This is a genomic window from Novosphingobium sp. 1529, assembly GCF_040544855.1.
Classification (GTDB): domain Bacteria; phylum Pseudomonadota; class Alphaproteobacteria; order Sphingomonadales; family Sphingomonadaceae; genus Novosphingobium; species Novosphingobium capsulatum.
On sequence record NZ_JBEPKW010000011.1, the window covers coordinates 114336 to 131166 of the forward strand.

General features: G+C 64.4%; 17 protein-coding genes. 11 read left to right on the forward strand and 6 right to left on the reverse strand.

All coding sequences use genetic code 11. From position 1 onward, the window contains the following. Window positions 1-388: 388 nt before the first annotated feature. Entirely contained in the window at window positions 389-784 is a 396-nt protein-coding gene (locus tag ABIC78_RS17780) for a VOC family protein (RefSeq protein WP_028658347.1), read from the forward strand. 479 nt (window positions 785-1263) lie between these two features. Here ABIC78_RS17780 and ABIC78_RS17785 read toward each other — a convergent pair whose 3' ends face one another. Continuing rightward, entirely contained in the window at window positions 1264-2427 is a 1164-nt protein-coding gene (locus ABIC78_RS17785; RefSeq protein WP_171795531.1) for an acyltransferase family protein, read from the reverse strand. Window positions 2428-2608: 181 nt separating this feature from the next. Here ABIC78_RS17785 and ABIC78_RS17790 point away from each other — a divergent pair, with 181 nt between their 5' ends. Next, window positions 2609-3421 (forward strand): MerR family transcriptional regulator, encoded by an 813-nt coding sequence (locus ABIC78_RS17790; protein WP_171795532.1) that lies wholly within the window; start codon window positions 2609-2611, stop codon window positions 3419-3421. Between the two features lie 90 nt (window positions 3422-3511). Here the strand turns inward: ABIC78_RS17790 and ABIC78_RS17795 are convergent, their stop codons facing one another. Next, a complete protein-coding gene (locus tag ABIC78_RS17795; RefSeq protein ID WP_169041691.1) occupies window positions 3512-4567 on the reverse strand; it encodes a ribonucleotide-diphosphate reductase subunit beta in 1056 nt (351 codons plus the stop codon). Window positions 4568-4911: 344 nt separating this feature from the next. Here ABIC78_RS17795 and ABIC78_RS17800 point away from each other — a divergent pair, with 344 nt between their 5' ends. Further along, complete coding sequence (locus ABIC78_RS17800; RefSeq protein ID WP_171795533.1) at window positions 4912-5169, forward strand: DUF2171 domain-containing protein; 258 nt, start codon at window positions 4912-4914, stop codon at window positions 5167-5169. A 128-nt stretch (window positions 5170-5297) separates the two neighbouring features. Here ABIC78_RS17800 and ABIC78_RS17805 read toward each other — a convergent pair whose 3' ends face one another. Together ABIC78_RS17805 and ABIC78_RS17810 are read right to left on the reverse strand one after the other, a co-directional pair. Then, window positions 5298-5690, reverse strand: a complete 393-nt coding sequence (locus ABIC78_RS17805; protein WP_171795534.1) for a PepSY-associated TM helix domain-containing protein — start codon at window positions 5688-5690, stop codon at window positions 5298-5300. 355 nt (window positions 5691-6045) lie between these two features. Then, entirely contained in the window at window positions 6046-8112 is a 2067-nt protein-coding gene (locus ABIC78_RS17810; RefSeq protein WP_233251065.1) for a ribonucleoside-diphosphate reductase subunit alpha, read from the reverse strand. A gap of 667 nt (window positions 8113-8779) precedes the next feature. Between ABIC78_RS17810 and ABIC78_RS17815 the strand changes: the two genes are divergently transcribed. Further along, on the forward strand, window positions 8780-9031 hold the full coding sequence (locus ABIC78_RS17815; RefSeq protein WP_022678136.1) for a GlsB/YeaQ/YmgE family stress response membrane protein: 252 nt from the start codon (window positions 8780-8782) through the stop codon (window positions 9029-9031). Between the two features lie 60 nt (window positions 9032-9091). Here the strand turns inward: ABIC78_RS17815 and nadB are convergent, their stop codons facing one another. Continuing rightward, window positions 9092-10684: an L-aspartate oxidase gene (nadB, locus tag ABIC78_RS17820; protein WP_022678137.1), complete on the reverse strand. Its 1593-nt coding sequence runs from the start codon at window positions 10682-10684 to the stop codon at window positions 9092-9094. 187 nt (window positions 10685-10871) lie between these two features. Here nadB and ABIC78_RS17825 point away from each other — a divergent pair, with 187 nt between their 5' ends. Continuing rightward, entirely contained in the window at window positions 10872-11099 is a 228-nt protein-coding gene (locus ABIC78_RS17825; RefSeq protein WP_133726808.1) for a hypothetical protein, read from the forward strand. Window positions 11100-11189: 90 nt separating this feature from the next. Here the strand turns inward: ABIC78_RS17825 and ABIC78_RS17830 are convergent, their stop codons facing one another. Further along, window positions 11190-12149 carry an ABC transporter ATP-binding protein gene (locus ABIC78_RS17830; protein ID WP_054132697.1) on the reverse strand — a complete coding sequence of 320 codons (960 nt, stop codon included), beginning with the start codon at window positions 12147-12149 and terminating at the stop codon, window positions 11190-11192. 96 nt (window positions 12150-12245) lie between these two features. Here ABIC78_RS17830 and ABIC78_RS17835 point away from each other — a divergent pair, with 96 nt between their 5' ends. The 6 genes from ABIC78_RS17835 to ispG all read left to right on the forward strand — a co-directional run bounded on the left by ABIC78_RS17835 (window position 12246) and on the right by ispG (window position 16828). Further along, a complete protein-coding gene (locus ABIC78_RS17835) occupies window positions 12246-12467 on the forward strand; it encodes a zinc-finger domain-containing protein (protein WP_022678140.1) in 222 nt (73 codons plus the stop codon). An 89-nt stretch (window positions 12468-12556) separates the two neighbouring features. Beyond that, window positions 12557-13999, forward strand: a complete 1443-nt coding sequence (gene tldD, locus ABIC78_RS17840) for a metalloprotease TldD (protein WP_309805936.1) — start codon at window positions 12557-12559, stop codon at window positions 13997-13999. Window positions 14000-14089: 90 nt separating this feature from the next. Beyond that, the gene (locus ABIC78_RS17845) at window positions 14090-14512 is read left to right on the forward strand and encodes a hypothetical protein (protein ID WP_022678142.1); all 423 of its coding nucleotides are present in this window, start codon (window positions 14090-14092) and stop codon (window positions 14510-14512) included. Window positions 14513-14527: 15 nt separating this feature from the next. After that, on the forward strand, window positions 14528-15082 hold the full coding sequence (locus tag ABIC78_RS17850; protein WP_054132698.1) for a DUF924 family protein: 555 nt from the start codon (window positions 14528-14530) through the stop codon (window positions 15080-15082). A gap of 33 nt (window positions 15083-15115) precedes the next feature. Beyond that, a complete protein-coding gene (locus tag ABIC78_RS17855; protein WP_354491078.1) occupies window positions 15116-15634 on the forward strand; it encodes a GNAT family N-acetyltransferase in 519 nt (172 codons plus the stop codon). A gap of 54 nt (window positions 15635-15688) precedes the next feature. Further along, the gene (gene ispG / locus ABIC78_RS17860) at window positions 15689-16828 is read left to right on the forward strand and encodes a flavodoxin-dependent (E)-4-hydroxy-3-methylbut-2-enyl-diphosphate synthase (RefSeq protein ID WP_062786895.1); all 1140 of its coding nucleotides are present in this window, start codon (window positions 15689-15691) and stop codon (window positions 16826-16828) included. The last annotated feature ends 3 nt before the right edge of the window (window positions 16829-16831 follow it).

Sequence of the window (16831 nt, forward strand, 5' to 3'; positions counted from 1 at the left end):
AGTGACAAGGGCACGTTTCGGCGCTTTGCCGAGAACCTGATGAGTACGTGACAGATTGCGCCACTTTATGGGTAAAACAGTGTTGTCCACGCCGCCTAGTCGCGTCGGCGCACATGGCAGCTGCAACCGCGCTGCCTCCCGCATGATATTGCGAAATGTGATCAATGAATGCTGAATGATGGCATTAACGATCGATGCTTTTCTACCGTTGCGGCGTAACGTTTCGAACAGCAGCAGCTTTCGCTAAACATCTGATATCCTGAAATTCCCCCGCTGGCCGCTGAGCGCGACCGGCTCGGCTTGCTAAATCGCCTGACAGCGCACTCGCCGCTTGCTCCGATCCCGCATCGCCTCCACAAGCCTTCTATCAGCTATGCGGAGAGAGAAATTGCTGTTCCACACAATGGTAGGCTCCAACGACATCGAGCGCTCGCGGCGGTTCTATGACGCGGTTTTGGGTGTTCTCGGCGTGCCAGAGCCGATGATCAACATCGCGGGAAGCGGACATACGCGCCTTTTCTACCCGAACCAGGGCGGAACCAACTTCATCGTCACCCAGCCGATCAACGATGAGCCCGCCACCGTCGCGAACGGGGCCACCGTCGCATTCTCGTGCAATTCGCCCGAGCAAGTTCAACAATTTCATGACGTCGCGGTGGCCAACGGCGGAACGTCAATCGAAGACGCCCCTGGTCCGCGAGCGTCCGCGATGGGGACTATCCACCTGACGTATGTGCGCGATCCAGACGGCAACAAGCTTTGCGGGATTCACATCCCCGGATAACGTGTTCGTATCCGTATCTGCACCGGCCCAACGAGCGATTAGGCGCTCCGCAGGGCCGGGCAGCCCTGTCCCGGCCCGCGCGCGACACGTCGCCATCGGCTTTTCGGCAAGGTGGCATGGCCGGCTCAGACGCATCCAGACGTTCGATCTGGCAATCGTGAACGACTGGTGGTGATCGCAAACTGCCTCCCCGATTACCAGCCGCAGATGATGACTATTTCGCGCAGACGCGCCAAACCTGACGGCGGCAAGCTAGGGTCTGTGGGGATTTAGGCCAGGGTGGCGCGAGAATGGCGGATTTTCAGGGCCCGGAGCGCAGCGTACTTTTGGTACGTGAACCGGAAGCGCGAAAAGCGACCGTTCGCAGCCCGCCATCGGCTCAATCCCCACACACCCTAGGGCATGGGTAAAACGGTAGCAGACGCCCCAACCGCCGGCGTCGCGCATTCATGCCCTGGCAACACGGCCCCGTGTGCAAATCAAGTCCGGGATGAGCGCAAGGCGCGCGCAAATGGAGCTTGGCCTTGGTCCGCCGGCGCCGTCTTGGTGTGGCGGCGGCGTTCGGCGCGGCGTAGCCAGGCCTGGACCGGTGCATCGAACCAGCGGTTGGCGGCCCAGGCGACGGCTATGACGGCCACTGCTTGCACCAGGGCGAGGGCTGCGGCGGGCAGCGGCGCGTGCCGGCCCAGTTCCACGCCGAGGCGCAGCACCGGGCCTTGCAGGATATAGATCGGATAGCTGAGCAGACCGAGCCAGTGCGCCGCGCGCGCCACGCGGCCGTCGAGCGGCACTGCGGCAGCCAGCCAGACCAGCAGCGGAAAGCCGATCAGCGCCAATGCGCCGTCATAGATCGCCGGATCGAGGCCGATCATGCGTTCCGGGACGATGAGCAGCGCGGCGGCAAGGCCGGTGCACAGGGCAATAGCGAGCACGGGGCGGCGGCGCGCGGGTTCGCGGCGCCAGCGGAAGATCAGGATGCCGGCAAAGAACGGATAGACCACCCGCGCCGCGCCAAACGCGAAATCGGCTTTGTCCGTGCCGCCCATCAGGCGGCCGAAATGGGCGATGTCTGTCACCACCAGCACGGCGCCCAGGCCGACCAGCGCCAGCAGCACCCGCTGCGACAGGAAGCGGGCGATAAGGGCATAGGCCAGGTTCACATAGGCTTCGAACGCGAGGGACCATGCCGCCATGTTGAGCGGAAAGGCAGTGGGCCATTGTGGAAACAACGGGCAGGGCAGCAGGGCGAGGGCAAAGCCCAGCGCGAGCAGGGCATCGCGCAACGACACGCTGTGGCGCAGGAACACCGCGCCCAGAAACACGCCGAAGCCCATTACCGTGCCCAGCGCCAGCAGGGGATAGAGCCGCCGCGCCCGCGCCCGGGCAAAGCCGGCCCGCGACAAGCGCCCGTCGCGCACCTGCGCGTCATAGGCAAAGGCGATGACGAAGCCCGACAGCGTGTAGAAGAAGTCGACCGCCAGCCCGGCATGGGGCAGGGCCGAAAGGCTGTGCTGCTGCACCAGGTGATAGGCCAGCACGACCAGCGCCGCCACGCCGCGCAAGGCATCGAGCAGGCCAAACCGCTGTGTAACGTGCTGGCTTTCGCCGATATCCGTCGCGCCAGCGCGCGTGCCATCTGTCATTTGCCAGCGCCCCCTTGCGTCCGCTTCCGGGCAGCCAGGTTGCGGCGCGCCGGGTGTGGCATGGGATCGTGGTTTTGCATCGGCATCGCAACGCGTGGTGGATCGGAAACCGAGCCATTGCCGTGGCGCCGCGCGCCAAGGGGGTTGATGTTGACGCAGGGTCAACCGCTAGATCGCGGTCGTGGATGATTCGCTTGCCATCGATGACGTGGCCCGCCGTACGGGGCTGACTGCCCGCGCCTTGCGCTTTTACGAGGCGCGCGGGCTCTTGGCGCCGCTGCGCACCCAATCCGGGCGGCGCTGGTACGGCCCGGCCGACCTTGAGCGCATCCACCGCATCGTGGCGTTGAAGAAGGCCGGGTTGAGCCTTGCTGAGATCAAGCGCCTGTTCGATCGCAAGCCGATCGATCTGGCCGCCCTGCTGTCGGCGCAGCGCGTGCGCCTGGCGCAGCAGGCCGCCGAGATCACCGAGGCTTTGACGCTGATCGATTCCGCATTGTCGCGCGTCGGCCGAGGCGAGCCGCTCGATGCCGCGACGCTCTGCTCGCTGATCCGCAAGGGAGATACGATGATGACCGATGGAAAGCAGGCGTGGAAAGCGATGCTCGATCGCTACTATACGGCAGAAGAGCAGTCCCACTGGCAGGCGGCGATGCCCGGGGCGGCCGCGTTTGACCAAGCAGCCTATCAGGCGCAGTGGCAGGCAATGGGGCGTCGCATCGCGGCCAAGTTGCCACTTGATCCTGCCAGCGATGCCGCATTGGCGCTGGTGCGGGAATGGCTGGCGTTGCTCGAACCGTTCACGCGCCAGGCCAGCCCGATGATGTGGGAAGGGGCGAGCCGCCTCTATGCCGACATGGACAACTGGCAGGGCGAGGCCGATCCCGGCTTCAGCAAGCAGGTTTGGGATTTCATCGCCGCCGCGGCTGCGGCCGCACGCAAGGCGGGCAAGGATATCGGCCCCTTGCCCGCGTTCATGGCGCCGCCGGCCTGATCAGCAGCCCCATGCGCAAGAGCCTCGCCCCGTGCACGGCGCACGGGACGAGGCTCTCGTTGGCGTGAGGCCTATGCCCTGTTCGGGGCCTTATTCGGCAGCGATGCCGGCCGCGCCGAACATGTCGACGTCTTCTTCGGTCGGTTCTTCAAGCGTGTTGGCTGCCTTGGCGTTGCGGCGGTTGTCGAAGTTCGACCACACATCGTTCCAGTTGCCGCGCGTGGCCGCCTTGGAATATTCGGTGGCGCGCGTTTCGAAGAAGTTGGCGTGTTCCACCCCGTTGAGCAGCGGCGTGAGCCAGGGCAGCGGGTGTTCCTCGATCATGTAGATCGGATCAAAGCCCAGCTGGCCCAGGCGCCAATCGGCGATATAGCGGATGTAGCGCTTGATTTCCTTGGGGCTCATCCCCGGAACGGGGCCCTGCTCGAACGCCAGGTCGATGAAGGCATCTTCCAGGCGCACGGTCTTCTGGCAGCAATCGAGGATGTCTTCCTTCACCGCCTTGGTCAGGCACTGGCGCTCGTTGCAGAATTCCTTGAACAGGCGGGTAATGCCTTCGCAGTGCAGCGATTCATCGCGCACCGACCACGAGACGATCTGCCCCATGCCCTTCATCTTGTTGAAGCGCGGGAAGTTCATCAGCATCGCGAACGAGGCGAACAGCTGCAGGCCTTCGGTGAAGCCGCCGAACATCGCCAGGGTGCGGGCAATGTCTTCGTCGCTGTCCACGCCGAAGTTCTGCATGTAATCATGCTTGTCCTTCATTTCGGCGTATTCGAGGAACATGCCGTATTCGCTTTCCGGCATGCCGATCGTGTCGAGCAGGTGCGAATAGGCCGCGATGTGAATCGTTTCCATGTTGGAGAACGAGGCCAGCATCATCTTCACTTCGGTGGGCTTGAACACCCGGCCATACTTTTCGTGGTAGCAATCCTGCACTTCCACGTCGGCCTGGGTGAAGAAGCGGAAAATCTGGGTGAGCAGGTTGCGCTCGTGGTCCGACAGCTTCTGCGCCCAGTCGCGGCAATCCTCGCCCAGCGGCACTTCTTCCGGCATCCAGTGAATCTGTTGCTGACGCTTCCAGTATTCATAGGCCCAGGGATATTCGAAGGGCTTGTAGGTCTTGCGGGCTTCAAGAAGGGACATGGGTGGCAATCCTGTTGGAATTCGAAAGAATATGGGCTGTTTCAGGCGGCAAGAAAAGCCGGCTTGGAGGGCATGGGCATGGGCATGGGCATGGGCAAGGGGCCAGGGCGGTTTCGCCATCGGCCCGAACGAAGCGGCGGAGCGCCGGCGCGGCGGCACTGCGCAGCGCGGCGGGCGCATTCCGGTTTGCGCCAACCTGCGGTGTCTGCCCATTTGGGCGCGGCATGCGATCGCAGGGTATAATGCCGGGAACGGCCGGCCCGGCGCGGCATTGTGGGCACAGGGGCAGACGGGCGAACAAGGCCCGCATCCCTCATACCACCACACAATGCAGGAGGCTGGGCATGACCGGCAACGACAGCAATCCCATCGCAAGCCAGATTCGCGAGCACATGGCCGTCATCGGCGCAGACGGTGCCCCGGTTGGCACGGTCGATCATGTCGATGGACATCGCATCAAGCTGACCAAGGCCAAGAGCGGGGCCCACGAAGGGCACCACCACTACCTGTCGCTCGGCCTGGTGGCCGGCGTCGAGGGCGAAACGGTGCGTCTTTCGGCCAACGCCGATGTCGCCCTGACCTTTGAGGAAGAGGAAAAGTAGGTTTCCGCTTCCCATATAGGCTGAAGTTTCTCGAAAAGCCGCGTCCCCTTCGCGGCTAGGTCGTCCCTGGCGACCGGAAGGCGCCTCGCTCCACGTCGTAAGTGGCGAGGCGCTTTTTCCGTGGTCACCTACTTCCAGAACCAGCCCGGCTTGAGGTTGCGATCCTTGCGGTTGCGCCACATCTGGATGTACATCCACAGCCCTGAAAAGCTGAAGAAAATCATCGCAAAGCCCGACAGTGTGCTGATCAGCACACCGGCCGGCCCAAAGCTTTCGCCCGAATGCAGATGGTGCAGCAACCCGACGATCGACTTGCCGCCCTTGGGCTTGGGCCGGCACATATAGTCCGGCGGGCAGACGAACGCCGGCTTGGCCGGGGTTGCATCCGCCATGGTCTTGGCCGGCCGGTCGCCGTCCCCGCCGCTGAGCAGCGGAACAACCTGACTGAGCGTGCCCGTCACGGCGATCCACAAAAGGAAGACTCCGAAAAACACCGAAATCCAGCGGTGCCACTTGCGCATTGAACGATCCCCTATGGTCCTGTGGCCCGCTGCCGATACCGGCATTGGCATCGCCGGGCCGTGCCGCCTTGTGACGGTGTGTTGCCGGCCGGGGCAAGCAGCGAAATGTCGCCATCTGTAACATCGGCAGGGTCTTGGCGTGGTCCGGCATGGGTGACGCTCACTGGGTAACGATCACGGGCAGGATAGCGAATGGCGCGATTCCGGCGGGTGGGACCGCTGGGTGGGGCCGGAAGGGGCGATCGTGCCATGCTGGCCGATCGCCCCCTCGTTTCCCAAATGGCCTCGGTGAAGCGCCTCGAGCGATAAATACCTATCGCCAAGCGGTCAGCGGTTGGCCCTTATTGGCAAGCCCTTATTGGCAGGCCAGGCATTCCTCGTAATCGGTCTGCTTGACGTCAAGCTCGATCCGGCGCGCTTCGGCGGTGTTGTCCGCTTCCACGCCACCTGCAAAACCGGCGCGCTGCACCGACTTGGAGCGCAGGTAATAGAGCGACTTGATGCCCTTTTCCCAAGCCTGGAAGTGGAGCATCAGCAAGTCCCACTTGTCGACATCGGCCGGGATATAGAGGTTCAGCGACTGCGCCTGGTCGATATAGGGCGTGCGGTCGGCCGAGAATTCGAGCAGCCAGCGCTGGTCGATTTCGAAGCTGGTCTTGTAGACCGCCTTCTCGTCGGCCGAGAGGAATTCGAGGTGCTGGACCGAGCCGCCGCGTTCCAGGATCGAGTTCCACACATTGGTGGAATCCTTGGACTTTTCGCGCAGCAGCTTTTCCAGGTACGGGTTCTTGACCACGAACGAGCCCGACAGCGTCTTGTGCGTGTAGATGTTCGCCGGGATCGGCTCGATGCAGGCCGAGGTACCGCCGCAGATGATCGAGATCGACGCGGTCGGCGCGATGGCCATCTTGCACGAGAAGCGCTGCATCACGCCCATGTCGGCCGCGTCAGGGCAAGGCCCACGTTCCTGGGCCAGCAGCAGCGAGGCTTCGTCGGCCTTGGCGGCGATATGGCGGAACATCTTGAGATTCCACGCCTTGGCCATGGCGGATTCGAAGGCAATTCCCTTCTTCTGCAGGAACGAGTGGAAGCCCATCACGCCCATGCCGACCGAACGCTCGCGCGCGGCGGAATACTTGGCGCGGGCCATCTCGTCGGGCGCGCGGTCGATGAAGTCCTGCAGCACGTTGTCGAGGAAGCGCAGCACGTCTTCCACGAAGTGCTTGTCTCCCTGCCACTCGTCCCAGGTTTCCAGGTTGAGCGAGGAGAGGCAGCACACCGCGGTGCGATCGTTGCCCAGGTGATCGATCCCGGTGGGCAGCGTGATTTCCGAGCAGAGGTTCGAGGTGGAAACCTTCAGCCCCAGATCGCGGTGATGCTTGGGCATCATGCGGTTCACGGTGTCGGAGAACACGATATAGGGTTCGCCGGTGGCCAGGCGCACTTCGACCAGCTTCTGGAACAGCGAGCGGGCATCGACCTTGCCGCGCACCGACTTGTCCTTGGGGCTCCGCAGCGCGAATTCGGCGCCATCCCGCACGGCTTCCATGAACTCGTCGGTGAGCAGCACGCCGTGGTGCAGGTTCAGCGCCTTGCGGTTGAAATCGCCCGAAGACTTGCGGATTTCGAGGAATTCCTCGATCTCGGGGTGCGAGATGTCGAGATAGCACGCGGCCGAGCCACGGCGCAGCGAGCCCTGGCTGATCGCCAGAGTCAGGCTGTCCATCACGCGGACGAAGGGGATGATCCCGCTGGTCTTGCCGTTGAGGCCGACATTTTCGCCGATCCCGCGCACGTTGCCCCAATAGGTGCCGATGCCGCCCCCGCGCGAGGCGAGCCAGACGTTCTCGTTCCAGGTCTTGACGATGCCTTCCAGGCTGTCTTCCACCGAGTTGAGATAGCACGAGATCGGCAGGCCGCGGCCAGTGCCGCCGTTCGACAGCACGGGCGTGGCGGGCATGAACCACAGCTTGGAGATGTAGTCATAGAGCCGCTGGGCGTGGTCCTGGTCGTCGGCATAGGCATCGGCCACGCGCGCGAACAGATCCTGGTAGGTTTCACCGGGCAGCAGATAGCGATCGTCGAGCGTGTCCTTGCCGAAGATCGTCAGCTTGGCGTCGCGCGCGGCATCGGTGACGATGGTAAAGCGGCGCGGGTTGACCGACTTGGAATCGATTGGCTGGGCCTTTGCGGCATCGCTCGTCGCGCTGGCCATGATCGCGGCCGCGGCCGAAACCAGATCCGCGCTGCCCTTGTCGTCTGCCTGCATGTCCACTGCCTTTGCTTCCGCCGGTTGCGCAGCCTTGCGCGTGGCCTTGGTTGCGGTTGCCGGAGTCTCCGGCGCGGCGTCGCGTTCGAGGGTGGCCAGGCCACCTTCCAGTCCCAGTTCGTCCTGCGCCATCACAGCCGTTCCATCGTTCATTTCCCCGGTCCTGAAATTCACGTTCCATTCCCCGCTTGCACGAGGCCCGCCGCGAGTGACGGACCGGATATTGCTGACACTGCCAATGGCCGCGCGATCCAGCATGTGCTGGCCCTTGCAGCCTGGCTTCGGTGGCAGAACGAGAGACGACTCAACGCGCTCGCGATCATGCCATAAATCGAAACAGAAAGGGAACAAAATCCCTGTCTGCCATGCCGCGACGCCGAAAACCCAAGCAACGTCAAAGGCTCCGCCACGGTGGACGAGCCACATGCACCCTATATGGGGTGCATCCTGACATATAACTAGGTTTGGTTGCCCTCCGTGGCCACGACCACAACCCATAGTGCTTGAACCGGGTCTGGCAGGCAAGTGGCACATGCCCTCAAGGGCTACGCGATTCGTCGCAAGTACGATTCGCTTCGTCGCTGCCCCACTCATGCTGCAGTGCAGCGACGCGCGGGCTTTCCAAGGCTTCAAGGGAAAAATGACGGGTCCGAAATATTTTTCGTACCCGCTGGCTTTGCTGTGGAAAATACGATGTCCAGAGGCACTGGCACGATATCCCCAGCCGCACTACCCATAGGGGGTGTGCCAAGTGGAGGACCCCAGGGCTGGGCGGCACGCCGCTGCCGGGCGCGGCGCCTTCGCACAGGAGGAACGAGTAATGCGCGATATCCTTTCGATGCTGCTGTCGGGGCTGCTGGTCGGCATTGCCGCCCGCTTTCTCTATCCCGGCGCAGTGGAGATTGGCCTTGCCCGCACGATCGCGCTGGGCATCGGCGGCGCGCTGGTGGCCGGCCTGGCATCGAGCCTGGCGGGACGCGGGAGCGTGAGCGAAGGGTTCAACCGCGCCGGTTGCCTCGCCTCGGTGCTGGGCGCGATGCTGTTGATCTATCTGGGCCGCCACTTCTGGTAATAGCGGCGTGATGATGGCGGGGCCGGGCAGGGGCCCCGCCGCCGGTCAGCCCGCCGCCGGTCAGCCGGGCACCAGGATCGTCTCGCGCGCGGCGGGCTGCGCCTGGGGGAAATCCTGGTTGTAATGCAGTCCGCGGCTCTCGCGCCGCGCCCGCGCGCTCTGCACGATCAGGTCTGCGGCCTGAAGCAGGTTGCGCAACTCGATCAGATCGGCCGTGACGCGCACATTGCCATAGTATTCGTTGATCTCGCTCTGCAGCAGGGCAATGCGATGGGCGGCGCGCTCCAGGCGCTTGTTGGTGCGCACGATGCCGACATAGTTCCACATGAACCGGCGCAGCTCGGTCCAGTTCTGCTTGATCACCACGTCTTCGTCGGAATCGGCCACGCGGCTTTCGTCCCAGCCGCGCACTTCGGGCGGGGGGGAAAACTCGTCCCAGCAATCGAGAATGTTGCGCGCGGCAGCATCGCCGAACACGAAGCATTCGAGCAGGCTGTTCGATGCCAGGCGGTTGGCGCCGTGCAGCCCGCTTTCCGAGCATTCGCCGACGGCATAGAGCCCGGTGAGATCGGTGCGCCCGGACAGGTCCACCAGCACGCCGCCGCAGGTATAGTGCTGCGCCGGCACCACCGGGATCGGCTCGCGCGTCATGTCGATGCCCAGACCCAGCAGCCGCTCATAGATATTGGGGAAGTGGCCGCGGACGAATTCGGGGTCCTTGTGGCTGATGTCGAGATGGACATAGTCCAGCCCCAGCCGCTTGATCTCGTGGTCGATGGCGCGGGCCACCACGTCACGCGGGGCCAGTTCCTCGCGCGGGTCGAAGCGCGGCATGAAGCGCTCGCCACCGCCGGGGAAGCCGGGCGGGATCTTGAGGTGCCCACCTTCGCCGCGCACCGCCTCGGTGATCAGGAAGTTCTTGACCTCCAGATTATAAAGGCAGGTGGGGTGGAACTGCATGAATTCCATGTTGGACACGCGGCAGCCCGCGCGCCAGGCCATGGCAATGCCATCGCCGGTTGCCCCGCGCGGGGCGGTGCTGAACAGATAGGTGCGCCCGGCGCCGCCGGTGGCCAGGATCGTGGCGCGCGCGGTCAGGCATTCGACCTTGCCGCTGGCGGTGTTGAGGGCATAGCAGCCCCACACGCGGCGATCGCCCTTGGGGTGGGCGCGGTGCCGGTCGGTCACCAGGTCGATCGCCACCATATCGGGCTTGAGCGTGATATTGGGGTGCGCCATCGCCGCGCGGATCAGCGCCTGCTGCACGGCCGCGCCGGTGGCATCATCGACGTGGACGATGCGGCGGTGCGAATGGCCGCCTTCGCGCGTCAGGTGCAGGCTGCCGGCCTCTTCGTTGAACGGCACGCCGATTTCGCCCAAGCGGGCAATCGCCTCGGGCGCATGCTCCACCACGTATTCCACGGTTTCCCGCCGGTTGAGGCCACATCCCGCGATCATCGTGTCGCGCACGTGATCCTCGAAAGTGTCACCTTCGTCCAATACGGCGGCAATGCCACCCTGGGCCCACGCGGTTGAACCCCCGTCGAGTCGGCCCTTGGCCAGCACCATCACGCGGCAGCGTTCGGCCAGAACCAGCGCGGCGGTAAGCCCGGCTGCGCCCGAGCCGATGATGAGAACGTCGTGCCCGCTCATGGCTGGGCCGTGCGAGGAAAAGGGGTCAGGGTGTTCACGCGCGCCTCTTTGCCCGCGCGGGCCCGGTTTGAAAAGTGATTTGCCGCTGGGTGGGCCGTGCCGATAGCGGGCCTGGACGGGAGATATATAACTTAAGATATAGAAATCTTATAATTTCGCTTCATTTTCATCAGATGGAATGTTAAGAATGCGGCATCTGAAAAGTGCCTTCGGAGTCAGGCGGAAAATGATGTTCGGTCGTGTCCTGTGCCTGTTCAACCGCCATCGCCCGCAGCGGGATAAAGTCGCATGGGATGGCTTCAACTACAATTCCGAATGTGTCGATTGCGGTAAGCGGATCTATCGTCGACAAGGCGGCGGCTGGCGCGCCATGCGGGCGCCAGCGCTGGACGAAAAGGGCGCTGAGGCCCAGTAACGACGGGGTTTTCCCGATGCAAAAAAGGGCGCGCGGCCACAATGGCTGCACCCCCTTTTTGCTGGGCGCACATGGCGCTGCGGCGGCTTCTCAGGCGCCGGCGGTCAGGCTCACGAACACGTCTTCCAGATCGGCCTCGCGGGTCGATACGTCGAGGATCTGCACGCCCATGGCCTGGACCAGGGCCATGACTTCGCCCGCGTTGCTGCGGTCCTTGTCATAGGTGATTTCCACCTGTCTTTCGTTAAGGGTCGCCTTGATGAAGGCGGGATGCTGCGGCGCCTGTGCCAGCGGCTTGTCCAGCGTCAGCACCACGACCTTTTCCCGTGCCATGCCAACCAGTTCGCGCGTCGGCTTGTTGGTGATCAACCGGCCGTGGTTGATGATCGCGATGCGGTCGCACAGCTGCTCGGCCTCTTCCAGGTAATGCGTGGTCAAGACCACGGTCACGCCGCCGGCATTGAGTTCGCCCACCAGTTCCCACAGCTGGCGGCGCAGTTCCACGTCCACCCCCGCGGTCGGTTCGTCCAGCACCAGCACGGGCGGGGTGTGGACCATGGCCTTGGCAATCAACAGGCGGCGCTTCATGCCGCCCGACAGCGAGCGGGAATAGGCCTTGGCCTTGTCGGCCAGGTGCACCGCGCGCAGCAGTTCCATCGAGCGGCGCAAGTGCTTGGGCACGCCATAGAGGCCGGCCTGGATATCGAGCACTTCGATCGGCGTGAAGAACGGGTCGAACACGATTTCCTGCGGCACAATGCCGATCGCCGCCTTGGCATTGCGCCGGTCGGCATCGATATCGTGGCCCCAGATTTCCACCGTGCCCGAGGTTTTCAGCACCAGGCCCGCCAGCGTGTTGATCAGCGTGGACTTGCCCGCGCCATTGGGGCCGAGCAGGCCGAAGATTTCCCCGCGCGGCACATCGAAGCTGACGCCTTCGAGCGCGAGCTTGGCCGGCGCCTTGCCGGTTGCGGCATAGCGCTTGACCAGGTCGCGGATGCGGATGGCGGGTTCGGCGGCGGTTTCGGGGATGGAGGCGGGGGCGTTCATGCCGCGCTTCCTGCCTCCACTTGACGGCAAGGTAAAGGCTTCAATGGGGCAAAACGGCAATTGTGCGGCGCGGTGGCATTTGCTAGGCGGCGGGGCATGATCCAGCCTCCCGAAACGATCTTCACCGATGCCACCCGCGTCAGCTGCGACGGGTCGAGCGGCATCCGCACGACCGGCGCATTCAAGCCTTCCGCTCTTGGCCACCCGCGCGTGTGGCTCGAGATCGACGAGAAGGGCTATGTCGAATGCGGCTATTGCGACAAGCGCTTCGTGCTCAAGGGCGGCCCGGCCGACACCGGCGCCACGCAGGCCGCCTGAACCGGCGCTAACCGGTTGCGCCGCACCAATTGTGGCGCACCGGCAGGTCGCCGCTGGCCAGCGGCCCTGCGCGTGCCTATATCGGCGGGATGACGCTTTCTGCCGACACCCGCTCGCTGCTCTATCGCCCCGGCCTGCTCACCCCCGATGACGCGCAACGCCTGGTGCGCGGCGCGCTGGGCGCGTGCGATGATGGCGAGCTGTTCCTGCAATTCGTGGCCAGCGAAAGCTTTGGCTTTGACGACGGGCGCCTGAAGACGGCCGACTATTCGCGCGATGCCGGCTTTGGCCTGCGCGGCGTTTCGGGCGAGATGACCGGCTTTGCCCATGCCAACGAGGTGTCGGCGGCCGCGATCGCTCGGGCGGGCGAAACGCTCAAGTTGCTCGATCCGGCCAAGGGCCAGCCGGCGCCGCCACCGCGCAACAACAACCGCCATCTCTACACCGATGCCTCGCCGCTCGATGGCGTGCCGTTCGAGGCCAAGGTGCGTCTGCTCGAACAGATCGATGCCGCCGCGCGCGCCCGCGATCCCCGCGTGGTGCAGGTCTCTGCCTCGCTCTCAGGCTCGTGGTCGGTGGTCGAGGTGGTGCGCGCCGACGGCTTTGTCGCGCATGACGTGCGACCGCTGGTGCGGCTCAACGTGTCTGTCGTGGTCGAAGAGCATGGCCGCCGCGAAACCGGCTCGTTCGGGATCGGTGGGCGGCGGCTCTATGACGATCTGTTCCTGCCTGAAACCTGGAACCGCGGTATCGACCAGGCGCTGCACCAGGCGCTGACCAACCTTTCAGCCGTGGCCGCACCGGCGGGCGAGATGACCGTGCTGGTCGGCCCGGGCTGGCCTGGCGTGCTGCTGCACGAGGCGGTCGGCCATGGCCTGGAAGGCGATTTCAACCGCAAGGGCACCAGCGCCTTTTCCGGGCGAATCGGCCAGCGCGTGGCGGCGCCCGGCGTGACCGTGGTGGACGATGGCACGCTGCTCGGCCTGAGCGGTCAAGGCCGGCGCGGCTCGCTCTCGATCGACGATGAAGGCACGCCGACCCAGGAAAACGTGCTGATCGAGGATGGTATTCTCAAGGGCTATATCCAGGATCGGCTCAACGCCCGGCTGATGGGCGTGGCGCCCACCGGCAATGGCCGGCGCGAAAGCTATGCCCATGCGCCGATGCCGCGCATGACCAACACCTTCATGCGCGGCGGCAACGATGATCCGGCCGAACTGCTGTCGCGCGTCAAGGACGGCATCTTTGCTAAGTCGTTCGGTGGCGGCCAGGTGGATATCACCAGCGGCAAGTTCGTGTTTACCTGCACCGAGGCCTATCGCGTCAAGAACGGCAAGCTGGGCGATCCGATCAAGGGTGCCACGCTGATCGGTGATGGCCCCACCGTGCTGACGCGGGTGACCGGGATCGGCAACGATTTCGCGCTGGACGAAGGCGTTGGGGTGTGTGGCAAGGGCGGCCAGAGCGTGCCGGCCGGCGTGGGCCAGCCCACTGTGCTGGTCGATGGGCTGACCGTGGGGGGCACGGCCTGACCTTCCGCATTTTTCAGGTGGAGTTCAGCGCCGGCATGGTATTCTGACTGTCAGCAATTAGAGACACGCAAGACCAAGAGGCGAATCATGATGAAGCAGGCAAAAATGCTGGCTCTTTCGCTCGCCGTGGGCAGCATGGCGCTGGCCGGAACCATGGCCGAAGCCAAGCCGCGGCTGACCCCGCAACAGGAACTGGACAAGCGCCTGGAAGGGCGCGTGCCGGGCAAGCCGGTGGATTGCATCTACATGCCCACCGTTGCCGGATCGCAGGTCTTTGACAAGACCGCGATCGTCTATGATTCGGGCCGCACGCTCTATGTCCAGAAGCCGCGCACCGGCGCCGAATCGCTGCGCAGCGATGATATCCTGGTCACCCGGCTGACCGGTTCGGAACTCTGCGCGATCGACACCGTGCAACTGCGCGATCGCACCAGCGGTTTCTGGCGCGGGTTTGTCGGGCTCGACAAGTTCATTCCCTATACCAAGCCCGACAAAGTGGCGCAGGCGAACTGACGGATAGGCCAATCGATGGTGACGACGCCGCGTTTCTGGGCGCAGGATCTGCTGCATTTCTGGTTCCGTGCGTTGTCACCCCAGGCCCGTTTTGCCAACGATCCCGCAATCGACGCGGCGATCGCCGATCGTTTCGCGCCCCTGCTGGGCCCGATCGCGGCGCAGCCGCTCACCGAATTGGCCAAGGACCGTGACACGCTGCGCGCGGCGGTGCTGCTGTTCGACCAGGTGCCGCGCAATGCCTTTCGCGATAGCGCCCAGGCCTTTGCCTATGACGATCTGGCCCTGGCGCTCACCCGCGTTGCCCTGCACCGGGGCTGGGACCGCGGGCTGGACCGGGATGCGCGGCAATTCCTGCTGATGCCCCTGATGCACAGCGAAGACCGCGTGGTGCAGCGCGAAAGCGTCGCCCGCTTCACCGCGCTGGGTAGCAGCTATATCCGCAGCTTTGCCGTGGCGCACGCGCGCATGGTCTGGCGCTTTGGCCGCTTTCCTCACCGCAACGCCGTGCTCGGCCGGGTGAGTTCGGCGGCGGAAAAGCGCGCCGTGGCAGCAGGCAACCATTGGTAGCAATTGCCGCGCCAGGCCATTATGCAGCCTGGCATGACCACGCTGCGCCTTGCCACCCCCGCTGATGCCCTGCCGCTGGCCGACCTTGCCCGCCGTGCGATTTCGGCCAAGTTCGAGCATCTCTACAAGCCCGAAGACTTTGCCGCTTTCATGGAAGAGGCGCACAGCGATGCCGTCACCGCGCGGCAGATCGCCGATCCGGGCATGCGCATCGCCGTGATCGAGGATGATGGCCGGCTGGTCGCGTTCTGCAAGCTGGTGCTCGATAGCACGCTGCCGCGGGACTATACGCACCCGCAAAGGCCGCTGGAATTGAAGCAGCTCTACACCGATCCCGCCTGCATCGGCGGCGGTTTGGGGCGGCAGCTGATGGATTGGGCGATGGGCACCGCGCGCGATCGTGGCGCCGACGAGATTCAGCTCACGGTCTATAGCGACAACCCCGATGCGCAGCGCTTTTACCATCGCTTTGGCTTTGAAAAGATTGCCGATATCGAATTCTGGGTGGGCACCCACTGCGACCCGGAATTTCTTTACGCCTGCAAGCTCTGATCACCCTTCATGCCGGGTGGCCATGGCGCGGGGCACACGGTATAAGCCGGCAGCATGAGCGAGATCCGTCCCTGGCGCACCATCGTGCGCCGCCAAAGCCGCCAGATCATGGTGGGCAGCGTGCCGGTCGGGGGCGATGCCCCTATCACCGTCCAGACCATGACCAACACGCCCACGGAAGATGCCGTGGCGACGATAGACCAGATCCGCCGCTGCGAGGATGCCGGGGCGGACCTGATCCGCGTGTCCTGCCCCGACGTGGCGAGCACGGCGGCGCTGGGCAAGATCGTGAAGGCATCGCGCATTCCGATCATCGCCGACATCCATTTCCACTACAAGCGCGCGCTCGAAGCGGCTGACGCGGGCGCTGCCTGCCTGCGCATCAACCCCGGCAACATCGGCTCGGCCGATCGCGTGGCCGAAGTGGTGCGCGCGGCCAAGGCCAATGGCTGTGCCATCCGCATCGGCGTCAATGGTGGCAGCCTGGAACGGCACCTGCTGGAAAAGTATGGCGAGCCGTGCCCGGAAGCGCTGGTCGAATCCGCGCTTGATCATATCAAGCTGCTGCAAGACCACGACTTCCACGAATACAAGGTGGCGGTGAAGGCCTCTGACGTGTTCCTGGCGGTATCGGCCTATATGGGCCTGGCTGAAGCGGTCGATTGCCCGCTGCACCTGGGCATTACCGAGGCTGGTGGCTTGATCGGCGGCACGGTCAAATCGGCGATCGGCATCGGCAACCTGCTGTGGGCCGGGATCGGTGACACCCTGCGCGTTTCGCTGTCGGCCGAGCCGGAAGAGGAAGTGCGCGTCGGCTTTGAAATCCTCAAGAGCCTGGGCCTGCGGACCCGCGGCGTGCGCGTGGTCTCGTGCCCCAGCTGCGCGCGCCAGGGCTTTGACGTGATCCGCACGGTCGAGGCGCTGGAAGCCCGGCTGCAGCATATCAAGACGCCGATTTCGCTCTCGGTGCTGGGCTGCGTGGTCAATGGCCCGGGCGAAGCGCGCGAAACCGATATCGGCCTGACCGGCGGCGGCAATGGCAAGCACATGGTCTATCTCTCGGGCGTGACCGATCACACCGTGCAGTCCGAAGAGATGCTCGATCATATCGTCGCCCTGGTCGAGGCCAAGGCGGCCGAGATGGAAGCGGCGGCCGATGCGGCTGCGGCCAAAGTGGGCGAGCCGGCAGAGTGAAGC

What these genes read in the sequence shown, in the direction of transcription:
- ABIC78_RS17785 (WP_171795531.1), bottom strand. Translation starts at nt 2,427, where the DNA reads ATGACAGATGGCACGCGCGCTGGCGCGACGGATATCGGCGAAAGCCAG.
- ABIC78_RS17795 (WP_169041691.1), bottom strand. Translation starts at nt 4,567, where the DNA reads ATGTCCCTTCTTGAAGCCCGCAAGACCTACAAGCCCTTCGAATATCCC.
- ABIC78_RS17800 (WP_171795533.1), top strand. Translation starts at nt 4,912, where the DNA reads ATGACCGGCAACGACAGCAATCCCATCGCAAGCCAGATTCGCGAGCAC.
- ABIC78_RS17805 (WP_171795534.1), bottom strand. Translation starts at nt 5,690, where the DNA reads ATGCGCAAGTGGCACCGCTGGATTTCGGTGTTTTTCGGAGTCTTCCTT.
- ABIC78_RS17810 (WP_233251065.1), bottom strand. Translation starts at nt 8,112, where the DNA reads ATGAACGATGGAACGGCTGTGATGGCGCAGGACGAACTGGGACTGGAA.
- ABIC78_RS17815 (WP_022678136.1), top strand. Translation starts at nt 8,780, where the DNA reads ATGCGCGATATCCTTTCGATGCTGCTGTCGGGGCTGCTGGTCGGCATT.
- nadB (WP_022678137.1), bottom strand. Translation starts at nt 10,684, where the DNA reads ATGAGCGGGCACGACGTTCTCATCATCGGCTCGGGCGCAGCCGGGCTT.
- ABIC78_RS17825 (WP_133726808.1), top strand. Translation starts at nt 10,872, where the DNA reads ATGCGGCATCTGAAAAGTGCCTTCGGAGTCAGGCGGAAAATGATGTTC.
- ABIC78_RS17830 (WP_054132697.1), bottom strand. Translation starts at nt 12,149, where the DNA reads ATGAACGCCCCCGCCTCCATCCCCGAAACCGCCGCCGAACCCGCCATC.
- ABIC78_RS17835 (WP_022678140.1), top strand. Translation starts at nt 12,246, where the DNA reads ATGATCCAGCCTCCCGAAACGATCTTCACCGATGCCACCCGCGTCAGC.
- tldD (WP_309805936.1), top strand. Translation starts at nt 12,557, where the DNA reads ATGACGCTTTCTGCCGACACCCGCTCGCTGCTCTATCGCCCCGGCCTG.
- ABIC78_RS17845 (WP_022678142.1), top strand. Translation starts at nt 14,090, where the DNA reads ATGAAGCAGGCAAAAATGCTGGCTCTTTCGCTCGCCGTGGGCAGCATG.
- ABIC78_RS17850 (WP_054132698.1), top strand. Translation starts at nt 14,528, where the DNA reads ATGGTGACGACGCCGCGTTTCTGGGCGCAGGATCTGCTGCATTTCTGG.
- ABIC78_RS17855 (WP_354491078.1), top strand. Translation starts at nt 15,116, where the DNA reads ATGACCACGCTGCGCCTTGCCACCCCCGCTGATGCCCTGCCGCTGGCC.
- ispG (WP_062786895.1), top strand. Translation starts at nt 15,689, where the DNA reads ATGAGCGAGATCCGTCCCTGGCGCACCATCGTGCGCCGCCAAAGCCGC.